Here is a 12084-nt window from a genome sequence, read left to right as displayed (position 1 = left end):
CAGGCACTCCTTGTGGGGGAAACAGGGGATTCCGGCCGTGGGTAGCGAGAGGTTACATCGGTGCGACGCTATCTGTAAATATTGTTAAGAGAAGATGTGCGCTTTACTCTTAATCGTCTTAACGGTTGGGGGTGTCGATGTCCCGTCGCGTCGCGGTCGCGCTGATGGCGGTGCTGCTGGCCGGTTGCACGGCGAGCCCGGCGGCGCCCTCCACAGTGGATACCCCGGGGGCGGCGAGCGGCGGCCTCGGCAACACCGACGTGATGTTCCTGCAGATGATCCTGCCGCACCACCGGCAGGGCGTGGAGCTGGCCGGCCTCGGGCGGGCCAAGGGCGGCCGGGCCGAGCTGGTCCAGCTCGCCGCCGCCATCGAGGCCACCCAGCGGGACGAGGTCGAGCTGATGGCCGGCATCCTGGCCGACTCGGGCGCACCGGCGTCCGCGCCCGCGCCGCCGGGCGGACCGGACCCGCACGCCGCGCACGGCGGCCTGCCCGGCACCGGCGAGCAGCAGGTCGCGGCGCTGCGCGCGTCGACCGGTACGGAGTTCGAGCGGCGCTTCCTCAACACGATGATGGCCCACCAGGGCGACGCCATCGCGCTGGCCAAGATGGAGCTGGCCAGCGGCGCCGACCCGCGCCTGGTCGACCTCGCCGGGCGGATCGAGCGGTCCCGCACCGCCCAGATCGAGCAGATGCAACGCCTCCTCGACGCCACCCCGCGCTGAGGCCCGCGCTGAGGCCCGCGCTAGATTGGATCCCTTATTTCAGCGGGTGACGAAAGTGCGGGGTCGGTGGAGGCGAAGCGAGCGACGGTCCGGGACATGCGCCGCCGCAACCGGGCGGTGCTGCTGTCGCGGCTGTACCACGACGGGCCGTCGAGCCGGCAGGAGCTCACCGGCGTCACCGGCCTGAGCGCGGCCAGCGTCAGCAACCTGGTCGGCGAGATGCTGGAGCAGGGCCTGGTCGAGGAGGCCGGCGCGGTCGACTCGGACGGCGGCCGGCCGCGCACGCTGCTGCGGGTCCGCCCCGGGTACGCGTACGTGGTCGGCGTCGACGTCGGCGAGACCCGGGTGCGGGTGGAGCTGTTCGACCTGGCGATGACCGGTCTGGCCAAGGCGGACCACCCGATCGAGTCGGCCCGGCCCGCCCCGGAGACCGTGGTCCGGCACATCCTCGCCGGCCTGGACGCCGTGACCGCCGCGGCCGGGATCGCGCCCGACGCGCTGCTCGGCGTCGGCGTCGGGGTGCCCGGCGTGGTCGAGCAGGGCGCCTCGGCGGTCGTACACGCGCAGACGCTCGGCTGGGAGGGGGTGCCGCTGGAGGCGATGCTCCGCGCGGGCACCGGCGCCAGCCTCTACTTCGACAACGGCGCCAAGACGCTCGGCCGCGCGGAGATGTGGTTCGGCGCGGGGCGCGGCGCCCGGCACGTGGTGGTCGCCCTGGTCGGCTCCGGCGTCGGCGCCGCCGTGCTCACCGACGGCGTCAGCTACCGCGGTGTGAGCAGCAGCGCCAGCGAGTGGGGGCACACCACGATCGTGTACGGCGGCCGCCGGTGCCGCTGCGGCGCGGAGGGCTGCCTGGAGGCGTACGTCGGGGCGGAGGCGGTGCTCGACCGCTGGCGGGTGGCCCGGCGCGGGCGCGTCCCGGGGCCGGACGAGGAGAGCGGGATCGCCGCGCTGGTCGCCGGTGCCGAACGCTCCGAGTCCGCCGCGCGGGTCCTGGAGGAGACCGCCGGGTACCTCGGCGCCGGCATCGCCAACCTGATCAACCTGTTCAACCCGGAGCGGATCGTGCTCGGCGGCTGGGCGGGGCTCGCGCTCGGCGATGTGCTGCTGCCCCGGATCCGGGAGGTGGCGGCCGCGCACGCGCTGCGCCACCCGTACGGGCAGGCCTCGATCGAGCTGTGCCGGCTCGGCCCGGACGCGGTCTCGGTGGGCGCGGCGACGCTGCCGGTCGCCAAGCTCCTCGCCGATGGCGGCTCCCGCTGAGAGTTCCGTTCACTTATTTCAATGCTTGTATTGACTATTAATAGTAAACCTTCCTAACCTTCGTGCATCTGCGCGGTTCCGCCGTCGGCGGGCGGCCCCGCGACCGGACGACTACCGAAAGGATCGTCGATGTCACGAAGGGGACTCACGGCCGCGTTCGGCGCGGTCGCGACCGTCGCGGCCGCCGCCCTCGTCGCGGTGCTCCACCCGGCCGCCTCCAGCGCGGCCGTGCTGCCGAACGGGTTCAAGAGCGTCGGCTACATGCCGTCCTGGTCCGGCAACGTGAGCAGCGTCCAGTACGGGAAGCTGACCCACGTCAACTACGCGTTCGCGCTGCCGAACGCCAACGGCACGCTCCAGCCGGTGGAGAACATCCCCAAGCTCCAGCAGCTCGTCTCGCTCGGCCACGCGGGCAACGTCAAGGTGCTGATCGCGGTCGGCGGCTGGAACAACGGCGACGACTCCGCGTTCGAGGCGCTGGCGGCCAGCTCGGGCGGGCGGACCACGTTCGTCAACAGCCTGGTCAGCTTCGTCACCCAGTACAACCTGGACGGTGTCGACATCGACTGGGAGTACCCCGACCCGGGCACCTCGGGCAACAACTTCACCGCGCTGATGCAGCAGCTCAGCACCGCCATGCACAGCCGCGGCAAGCTGCTCACCGCGGCGGTCGTCTCCGGCGGCGGCACCGCGCAGGGCGTGCAGCCGGCCGTCTTCGGGTACGTCGACTGGCTCAACATCATGACCTACGACGGCGGCAGCCCGCACGCCAACTACGACTGGGCGGTCAGCAACGTCAACGAGTGGAAGTCACGCGGCCTGCCGGCCGGCAAGACCGTGATGGGCGTGCCGTTCTACAGCCGGCCGGGCTACTACACGTACGCGAACCTGGTCTCGATGGACCCGGCCAACGCCAACCGCGACTGCACCACCGCCGGCGGCGCGCAGCAGTGCTACAACGGCATCCCGACGGTGAAGCGCAAGACGCAGTACATGATGGCCAACGGCGGCGGCATGATGAACTGGGAGCTGTCCCAGGACGCCACCGGCGCCAACTCGCTGGTCAGCGCCATCTACGAGGTGGCCACGGGCGGTGGCGGCAACCCGACCACCCCGCCGCCGGGCGGCCGCACCGGCCAGATCACCGGTATCGCCGGCAAGTGCGTCGACGTCGCCGGCGCCAGCTCGGCCAACGGCACGGCCGTCCAGCTCTACGCCTGCAACGGCACCAACGCTCAACAGTGGACGGTCGGCGGCGACGGGACGCTCCGCGCGCTCGGCAAGTGCATGGACGTGGCCGCGGCCGGCACCGCCAACGGCACGGTGGTCCAGCTCTACGACTGCAACGGCACCGGCGCGCAGGTGTGGCAGGCGCAGAGCAACCTGACCCTGCGCAACCCCGCGTCCAACAAGTGCCTCGACGCCACCGGCAACAGCTCGGCGGACGGCACCCGGCTGCAGATCTGGGACTGCTTCGGCGGCGCCAACCAGCAGTGGCGCCTGCCGTAGACACGGCGCCGCCGGAAGGGCCGCGCCCCGCGAACCGAGGGGCGCGGCCCGCGCCGCGTGTTCAGGCGGTTGGCGCAGGGGTGGGCGGCGACGCCACCCCCCCGGCGCCCCGCCCCGCCCCCCCCCCCCCCGGCCGGGCCCCCCCCCCCCCCCCCGGGGGCCCGGCCCCGCGACGCTTCTTCAGGCGGTTGGCTCAGGCGTGGCCGGCGACGGCGTGCGGGACGTAGGGCGCCTCCAGCGTGGCGACCTCCTCGTCGGTGAGCTCCAGGTCGGCGGCGGCCACCGCGTCCTCGATGTGCGGGAGCTTGGTGGCGCCGACGATCGGTGCGGTGACCGCCGGCTGGCGCAGCAGCCAGGCGAGCGCGACCTGGGCCGCCGGTACCCCGCGGGCGGTCGCGACGGCGGCGACCGCGTCGACGACCGCGGCGTCGGCGGCGCCGGTGGCGGACTGGTAGAGCTCGCGGGCGTACTGGTCGCTGCCGGAGCGGGCGGTGGCGTCGGTGCGGGCGCGGGCCAGCAGGCCGCGGGCGAGCGGGCTCCACGGGATGACGCCGACGCCCTCGTCGAGGCAGAGCGGGAGCATCTCCCGCTCCTCCTCCCGGTACAGCAGGTTGTAGTGGTTCTGCATCGCCACGAACGGGGTCCACCCGTTCGCCCGGGCCACCTCCTGGGCCCGGGCGAACTGCCACGCCCACATGCTCGACGCCCCGAGGTAGCGGGCCTTGCCGGCCTTCACGACGTCGTGCAGCGCCGACATCGTCTCCTCGATCGGCGTGTCGTAGTCCCAGCGGTGGATCTGGTACAGGTCGACGTGGTCGGTGCCGAGCCGGCGCAGCGAGTCGTCGATCGACGCCATGATGTGCTTGCGGGACAGGCCCCGGTCGTTGGGGCCCTCGCCCATCGGGTTGTACACCTTGGTGGCGAGCACGTAGTCGTCGCGCCGGCCGAAGAACGTGTCGAGCAGCTTGCCGGTCACCTCCTCGCTGCCGCCGACCGAGTACATGTCGGCGGTGTCGAAGAAGGTCACACCGAGCTCGACCGCGCGGCGCACGATCGGCTCGGCCCCCTCGTAGTCGAGCGTCCACTCCCGCCACGGCCGCGAGCTGTAGCTCATCATGCCGAGACAGATCCGCGAGACCTTGAGGCCGGTCGAGCCGAGTCGTGCGTAGTCCATGCGCCTACCCTATGCGGGTGCGAACGCCTTCACCTCGAGCAGGCCCACCGAGTCCGCCGCGCTCTGCAGCACCACCCGCAGCTGGGTCGTGCTCACCGTGGGGAAGGAGACGGCGTTGTACTGGTTCGCCGCCACCGGGTAGCTCGCGGCGATGTCGACGAACGCGCTGCCGTTCCAGTACTGGAGCTTCCACGAGGCGGGCAGGTCGATGCCCTGGCCGTCGTCGAAGAAGTACACCTCGGCCCGGTTGAGCGAGACCGCCGAGGGCCAGGTGAGCTGGGCCCACTGCTCGCCCTCGTTCGGCCAGGTGCCCCAGCGCGGGTTGACCGTGTCGTTGGAGGAGGGCGGGTCGACGCCGTCGTTGATCGCGTTGACGCTCTCCCACGACGACGTGTACGAGGCGGAGGGCGTCGCCGAGCCGGCGAGGTTGCCGGTCGGCGGGTCCGGGTCCGGGTCGGGGTCGGGCACGGTGCCGCCCCGGTTGTACGCCTTCACCTCGGTCAGCCCGGCCTTCGACCCGGACGCGTGGGTGAGCTGCACCCGGATCCGCTGCGTGGTCACCGGCGCGAACCGCACGTTGTTGTAGTTGGCCCGCGGGGCGGCCGGCGACTTCACCTGCGAGCCGGCGTTGGTCCAGGTGCTGCCGGAGAGGTACTGCACGTTGTAGGAGGAGGGCGCCCGGTAGGTGGAGTTCTGCGGGCGGCTGTCGCGGAAGTGGAGCCGCAGCTCGTCCACCGTCCGCGCCTGACCGAAGTTGATCTCGTACCAGTCCTGGCTGTTCGGCGAGCCGGCCGCGCCCCAGATCGGGTCGTTGATGGTGAAGCCGTCGACCGCCGCGCCGGTCGAGGTGCCCGAGGCGGTGAACGACGCGGTCGCGGTCGCGCCCTGCGCCAGGTTGGGCAGCGTCGAGGTGAGGTCGACGCCCGCCTTGGCGAACATGTCCACGATCCGCGTGCCGCCCTGCGCGACCGCGTTCGGCGCCTTCACCGGCGCGGTGGTGTTGAAGCTGACCGAGCCGCCGGCCGGCAGCGACACCGCGCCGGTCGCCGGGTTGTAGACCACCCGGGTCAGCCGGTCCACGGTGAACGCCCGCTGCCCGTTGACGAAGACCGAGTAGCCCTGCGGCACGCCCGCGTACCGGGTGACGCCGTCGGCCGGGTCGTCCCAGACGATGGAGAGGTCGCTGTCGCGGTACCGCAGGTTGTTGACCGCGAAGTACGACCAGCCGATGTTGATCGGCCAGAGCTCGACCTGCGCGTCGTTGCGCGGCCGCAGCCCGGCGACGTCCTCGATGACCGTCCAGTTGCTGCTGCCCAGGATGTTGTGGTGGATCCACGAGCGGTACTGGATGGTGCGGGACGAGCCGTTCCAGTCGGCCCAGAACTCGTTCGCGTCCGGCCAGGCGGTGTTGCCGCCGACGTACTGCGCCCAGACGTTCCAGTAGAGCAGCTGCTTGTAGTTGTCGGCGGTCATCCACTGGTTCGGGTAGTTGCGCAGCGCGGACGAGTAGAGCCGGAACTGCACGGTCGAGTTGATGGTGGAGAAGTTGTTGCTGCCCGGCTGCCCGGCCGCGGCGGCCGCCGCCTTGTCCACCTGGTTCGCGGTGTAGAACGGGAAGATCGGGTACTCGGCGGGGCTGTCGAACAGGCGCAGCGCCTGCCGGTACTGGTCGGTGTTCGGCATCAGCCCGACCGCGTACGGGTAGTAGTTGTTGATCTCCTTCCACGGCACCAGCGTGTTGGTGGCCACGTGCCGGTGCTGCAGCAGCTGGCTGGAGGAGTTCCAGAGCTGGTTGATGATCCCGTCGCGCACCCGGTTGGCGATCGTCTGCATCTCGTTCGCCTTGGCGGTGTTGCCGAGCATCGTGTACGCCTGCACGGCGGCGAGCGCGTTGCTGTACACGTACGCGCCCTCGGCCCGGTCGAGCCAGCCCGAGCGCCAGTGGAACGAGACGGCGTCCGCGTCGTTGCCGGTCAGCGCGCCCCAGTCGTACTCGATGACGCCGTCGTTGTCGTGGTCGTAGAAGGAGAGCTGACCCTTGACGTCCTGCTCGGCGTACCGGGCGAAGTTGGCCAGCATCGCCGGCTGTCCACCGTGGATCTGGTACGCCCGCCAGCCGGCCTCGGAGATGTACTGGGTGTAGGAGTTGTTCCAGTTCGCCGGGTCACCGGGGTTGTCCATGTACCGCCCGTTGCGGGAGACGGTGCCGACGTTGAGCCAGTTCCCGTACGCGTACTTCGGGTCGCGCAGGTACTTCAGGTCGTCGATGTGCATCGGCTGGGTCAGCACGATCGCGTTGTTGTAGCCCAGCGCCCCCTCGACCGAGGTGGGGAACTGGAACGTCTGCCCGGGGATGTCGCCGTCGAAGTTGTTGAAGCGCATCAGCCACCAGCGGTAGTAGACGTTCTTCTTGATGGCCGCCTCGGGCACGTCGATGTACGGCACGTTGTCGGCCCACCAACGGTTGTACGCCCGCACGTGGGTGGCGAACGCGGTGGCGTTGGTGTAGCCGCGGTAGGCGTTGTACTCGCTCAGCGACTCCGGGATCTCGTCGGTCACGAAGCCCAGCTGCACCTTGGCCTCGACGGTCTGCCCGGCGCCGACGGTCACCGACCGGTTGAGGCCGCCGCTGGAGACGGCGAAGCCGCTGTCGCCGCTCAGCCGCGGGAAGAGCGTGGTCAGGCTGTTGAACGAGGCGCGCTGCCCGGTGAGCTCGCTGCCGCTGGCCGTGGTGGCGTACGGCGAGGTGGCCCGCAGTTGCAGCGTCGTCGAGGCGGAGCCGGTGTTGGTGATCGACAGGTTCGTCACCAGCACGTTGTTGTCGGTGATGAACTTGGTCTGGTTGACCCGGATCGAGCCTGCGGTGTGCACGCTCTTCCAGTGGCTGGGCGCCTGCCAGCGCTGCGACACCTGCTCGGTGAACGTGCCGGGGGTGACCGCGACCGAGTACGCGTTCTGGTCGCTGATGCTCTCGAAGTACGCGACCCGGCCGCCGAAGCCGATGACCGAGGGGGAGTGCACCTTCATGAACGCCCCGCGGCCGCGGGTCATCAGGATGCCGCCGTCGGCGTCGGACGGGTCGCTGCCCGAGCGGGACAGCAGCCGGTCGACCCAGAAGTCGGTGCCGGAGGCTTCGGCGTCGTAGATCGCCCGCATCATGTTGCCGCTGTTGTATCCGACCGGCGGCTGCGGGACCGCGGGGCCGGAGAAGGTGGGTAGGCCGATCGTCTGCGCGGCGCTGGCGGGAGACGCCAACAGCGCGGCCGTAACGACGGCGACCACGCCCGCTGCGAGGGGTTTGCGCATCGTGTGACTCCTACGAGGGGGACCGGGCGGAACCGGTGCGAGACCGGTGGTGAGCGACGCCGCCCGGCCGCGCTCACGTGATGCGTAGGAGGGAGCGTACATTACGCTCGGCTCGTGCTCTACCCACCCGCGCTGTACCCGCCGGAACGCCTTGCCCACGCCCAGCGGGCGGTCGCCGCGGCGGGGCTCGACGCGCTCCTGCTCACCCCCGGCTCCGACCTGCGCTACCTGACCGGCTACCACGCCCACGCCCTGGAGCGGCTGACCTGCCTCGTGCTGCCGGCGCAGGGGCGGGCCACGCTGATCGTGCCGCGCCTGGAGCGCCCCGCGGCCGAGGCGTCGCCGGCACCCGGCACGGGAGTCGCCATCGTCGACCACCAGGACGGCGACGACCCGTACCCCCTGGTGAAGCGGGCGCTCGGCGGACCGGCACGTGCCGTCGGCCTGGCGGACCGGATGTGGGCCGCGCAGGTCCTGGCCCTGCGCGCGGCGCTGCCGGCGGCGGCGCAGCGGCTGGCCAGCGAGGTCCTCGCGCCGCTGCGGATGCGCAAGACGCCGGCGGAGGTGGCGGCGCTGCGCGAGGCCGGCGCGGCGATCGACGCGGTGCACGCCCGGATGGGCGAGTGGCTGCGGGCCGGCCGCACCGAGGCCGAGGTGGGCGCGGACATCGCGCGGGCGATCCGGGAGGCCGGCCACGAGACCGTCGACTTCGTGATCGTCGCCTCCGGTCCGAACGGCGCCAGCCCGCACCACGCCACCTCCGACCGGGTGGTCGCGCCGGGCGATCCGGTGGTCGTCGACATCGGCGGCACGATGCCCTCCGGCTACTGCTCCGACTCGACCAGGACCTACGTCGTGGGCTCGCCGCCGGCCGACTTCGCCGCGTACTACGAGGTGCTGCACGCGGCCCAGCGGGCGGCGGTCGCCGCGGTCCGCCCGGGCGTGCCGGCGCGGTCCGTCGACGCGGCGGCCCGCGCGCCGATCGCCGAGGCCGGGTACGGGGAGGCGTTCCTGCACCGCACCGGCCACGGGATCGGGCTGGACGGGCACGAGGAGCCGTACATCGTGGCCGGCAACGGGCTGCCGCTGGAGCCGGGCATGGCGTTCTCGGTGGAGCCCGGCATCTACCTCGACGGGCGGCACGGGGCGCGGATCGAAGACATCGTGGTCTGCACGGCCGGCGGCGTCGAGCGCCTCAACACGCTTTCCACCGCGTTGGTGGAGCTGTAGCCCCGCGGTGGTGGAGCTGTAACCCGCGTTTGTCGAGCCGTGACCCGTGTTTGTGGAGCGGTGACCCTAACGACCGTTAAGCTTGTGGGCATGGATCGTCTCCTACCCACCCCCGAGGCGTACGAGCTGCTGGAACTCACCCGTGAGCTGGCCGACGGCGAGCTGGCCCCGCGGGTGGACGACTTCGAGGCGCGCGGCGAGTTCCCGCGCGAGGTGATCCGCACGATCGGCCGCGCCGGCCTGCTCGGCCTGCCGTACCCGGAGGAGGTCGGCGGCGCCGGCCAGCCGTACGAGGTCTACCTCCAGGTGGTCGAGCTGCTGGCCAGCCGGTGGCTGGCCGTCGCGGAGGCGGTCAGCGTGCACACGCTGTCCTGCTATCCGGTGTACGCGCACGGCGGCGAGCAGCTGCGCAAGCTCCTGCCCGACATGCTCGGCGGCGAGCTGCTCGGCGCGTACTGCCTGAGCGAGCCGCAGGGCGGTTCCGACGCCGCGTCGCTGGCCACGAAGGCGGTCCTCGACGGCGAGACGTACCTGGTCACCGGCACCAAGGCCTGGATCACACACGCCGCGGCGGCCGACTTCTACAACGTCTTCTGCCGCACCGGGGTCCCGGACGGCGGCGACCGCCGGTCCGAGGAGGGCGCAGCGGGCGCCATCAGGTACATCCCGGGCGCGGCCGGCATCTCCTGCCTGCTCGCCGACGCGGCCACGCCCGGCATCGCGCCGCAGGCGCCGGAGAAGACCATGGGCCTGCGCTCGTCGCCGGTCGCCCAGATCGCCTTCGACGCGGCCCCCGTCCCCGCCGACCGCCTGGTCGGCCCGTTGGGTGGTGGCTTCAAGATCGCTATGGAGGCGCTCGACTCCGGCCGGCTCGGCATCGCGGCGTGCGCGGTCGGCCTGGCCCAGGGCGCGCTCGACTACGCCGTGGCCTACGCCCGCGAACGCGAGCAGTTCGGCAGGTCCATCCTGGACTTCCAGGGAATCCGCTTCATGCTGGCCGACGCCGCGACCGGCATCGCCGCCGCGCGGGCCCTGGTCCTGGCCGCCGCGCGGCTCAAGGACGCCGGCCGCCCGTACTCGGCCGAGGCCGCCAAGGCCAAGCTCTTCGCCACCGACACCGCGATGCGCGTCACCACCGACGCCGTCCAGGTCCTGGGCGGCTACGGCTACGTGGCGGACCACCCGGTCGAGCGGTACATGCGCGAGGCCAAGGTCCTGCAGATCGTCGAGGGCACCAACCAGATCCAGCGCCTGGTCGTCGCCAAGTCCCTGTAACCCCGGACGGATGTGCCCCGGTCCGCGCCAGCGGGCACCGCGGCGGGCGCTCGCGCTGGCCACCAATCCGGCCGAACGGGAGCTGCTGTCCCGCCGCCTCGGCGCGCGGCGACTGTCGGGTCGACGAAGCGCGCCGCGGGCCGTTCGACACCTCGCGGCGGTGTAGTTTTCTCGCCGTGGAGGAGATCGACCGCGCCATCGTCGCGGCGTTGACCGCTGACGGCCGCCTGTCGTACACGGACCTGGCGGAGCGGGTGGGGCTGTCGGTGTCGGCGGTGCACCAGCGGGTGCGGCGGCTGGAGCAGCGCGGCGTCATCAAGGGCTACGGCGCCCGCGTGTCGTACGAGGCGCTGGAGCTGCCGCTGACCGCGTTCATCGCGATCCGCCCGCTCGACCCGTCGCAGCCCGACGACGCGCCGGACCGGCTGGCCCACCTGCCGGAGATCGACTCCTGCTACTCGGTGGCGGGGGAGGACTTCTACCTGCTGCTGGTGCGGGTCGCCAGCCCGGCCGCGCTGGAGCGGCTGCTGCAGCAGATCCGCACCGCGGCGAACGTCACCACCCGCACCACCGTCGTCCTCTCCACCCCCTACGAGGGGCGGCCGCCGCGGGTCACGAGTTCCAGTGGTGGATGACCGGGCGGCGGTGCTCGTATCCCAGGACCGAGACCGTGGCGGTGTCCAGCCGCAGCTTGCCGCCCCCGCTCGGGGGTAGCTCCACCCAGCGCGCGCCGGCGACCCGCAGCGCGTGCCCGTGCCCGACCAGCGCCACGTCGCCCCGCTCGGCGGCCACGCGCGCCTTGGCCAGGACCCGGTCCAGGCGCGCGCCCACCTGGTCGGGGGACTCGCCGCCGGGGCAGCCGTCGGTCCAGAGGTTCCAATGTGGATCGCGGGTGCGGTGGATCTCGCCGGTGGTGATCCCCTCGTACTCCCCGTAGTCCCACTCCACCAGGTCGGCGTCCACCTCGCTCACGGTGAGGCCGGCCAGCTCCGCGGTGCGCAGGGCCCGCTTGCGCGGGCTGCAGAACACCGCCACGAACGCCCGGCCGGCGAGGCGGCGCCCGATGACCCGGGCCTGTTCCACCCCGTCGGGCGTCAGGTCGATGTCCGTGTACGACGTGTGCCGGTGCGCCGCGCTCCACTCGGTCTGCCCGTGGCGCACGAGAACGACTTCCCCCACCCGCACAGTCAACCAGAGCCCCTTCTCCGGCGCCGCCACCTGACCACCTAGCCTCCTAGGACGCCCTACAGGATGTGACCTGCTCCTGGATCGCGCCTACGGACCGTACCTAGCTTCCTAGGATGCCTTACGGGGTGTGCCACCGCGCACAAAGACCGGCTTCAACGTCGGGGGAGAGGACACCTCAAGGTCAGAGGTGAACTACCTAGGAGGACTGACGATGAGCTTCGCGGATAAGGCGCGTAACAAGGCCGAGGAGCTGAAGGGCACCGTCAAGGAGCGCATCGGCGACGCCACGGACAACGAGAGCATGCGGGCCGAGGGCGCCGGTGAGCGGGCGACGGCCAGGGCCAAGCAGGCCGGTGAGCACGTGAAGGACGCCGGCCAGGACGCGCGGGACGCGTTTCGGGGCTGAGCCCACCA

The 12084-nt window shown here is 71.9% G+C and carries 10 protein-coding genes; 7 read left to right on the top strand and 3 right to left on the bottom strand.

Annotation, left to right across the window (positions count from 1 at the left end; genetic code table 11):
- Window positions 1-137 precede the first annotated feature (137 nt).
- The 3 genes from RB614_RS17025 (at window position 138) to RB614_RS17015 (ending at window position 3497) form a co-directional block, all read left to right on the top strand.
- Window positions 138-725: a DUF305 domain-containing protein gene (locus RB614_RS17025; RefSeq protein ID WP_308713485.1), complete on the top strand. Its 588-nt coding sequence runs from the start codon at window positions 138-140 to the stop codon at window positions 723-725.
- 66 nt (window positions 726-791) lie between these two features.
- Entirely contained in the window at window positions 792-1988 is a 1197-nt protein-coding gene (locus RB614_RS17020) for an ROK family transcriptional regulator (RefSeq protein WP_308713484.1), read from the top strand.
- Between the two features lie 129 nt (window positions 1989-2117).
- Window positions 2118-3497 carry a glycosyl hydrolase family 18 protein gene (locus RB614_RS17015; RefSeq protein WP_308713483.1) on the top strand — a complete coding sequence of 460 codons (1380 nt, stop codon included), beginning with the start codon at window positions 2118-2120 and terminating at the stop codon, window positions 3495-3497.
- A 193-nt stretch (window positions 3498-3690) separates the two neighbouring features.
- Here the strand turns inward: RB614_RS17015 and RB614_RS17010 are convergent, their stop codons facing one another.
- Both RB614_RS17010 and RB614_RS17005 read right to left on the bottom strand, forming a co-directional pair.
- Entirely contained in the window at window positions 3691-4671 is a 981-nt protein-coding gene (locus RB614_RS17010; RefSeq protein ID WP_308713482.1) for an aldo/keto reductase, read from the bottom strand.
- A gap of 9 nt (window positions 4672-4680) precedes the next feature.
- Window positions 4681-7977: a discoidin domain-containing protein gene (locus tag RB614_RS17005; protein ID WP_308713481.1), complete on the bottom strand. Its 3297-nt coding sequence runs from the start codon at window positions 7975-7977 to the stop codon at window positions 4681-4683.
- Between the two features lie 114 nt (window positions 7978-8091).
- Here RB614_RS17005 and RB614_RS17000 point away from each other — a divergent pair, with 114 nt between their 5' ends.
- From RB614_RS17000 to RB614_RS16990, 3 genes are all read left to right on the top strand, one after another.
- The gene (locus tag RB614_RS17000) at window positions 8092-9207 is read left to right on the top strand and encodes a M24 family metallopeptidase (RefSeq protein ID WP_308713480.1); all 1116 of its coding nucleotides are present in this window, start codon (window positions 8092-8094) and stop codon (window positions 9205-9207) included.
- 84 nt (window positions 9208-9291) lie between these two features.
- Window positions 9292-10482, top strand: a complete 1191-nt coding sequence (locus RB614_RS16995) for an acyl-CoA dehydrogenase family protein (RefSeq protein ID WP_308713479.1) — start codon at window positions 9292-9294, stop codon at window positions 10480-10482.
- 176 nt (window positions 10483-10658) lie between these two features.
- The gene (locus RB614_RS16990; RefSeq protein ID WP_308713478.1) at window positions 10659-11117 is read left to right on the top strand and encodes an Lrp/AsnC family transcriptional regulator; all 459 of its coding nucleotides are present in this window, start codon (window positions 10659-10661) and stop codon (window positions 11115-11117) included.
- Here the strand turns inward: RB614_RS16990 and RB614_RS16985 are convergent.
- Complete coding sequence (locus RB614_RS16985; protein ID WP_308713529.1) at window positions 11095-11661, bottom strand: histidine phosphatase family protein; 567 nt, start codon at window positions 11659-11661, stop codon at window positions 11095-11097. The two genes, RB614_RS16990 and RB614_RS16985, sit on opposite strands and share 23 nt — an antisense overlap.
- A gap of 220 nt (window positions 11662-11881) precedes the next feature.
- On the opposite strand from RB614_RS16985, the gene RB614_RS16980 reads away from it, so the two are divergent.
- Window positions 11882-12076, top strand: coding sequence for a CsbD family protein (locus tag RB614_RS16980; protein WP_308713477.1), 195 nt, complete (start codon window positions 11882-11884; stop codon window positions 12074-12076).
- Window positions 12077-12084: the final 8 nt, after the last annotated feature.

The sequence above is a fragment of the Phytohabitans maris genome, assembly GCF_031085175.1.
GTDB lineage: Bacteria > Actinomycetota > Actinomycetes > Mycobacteriales > Micromonosporaceae > Phytohabitans > Phytohabitans maris.
The sequence above is the reverse complement of the archived record's forward strand: the minus strand, read 5'-3'. Positions and strand labels throughout refer to the sequence as shown.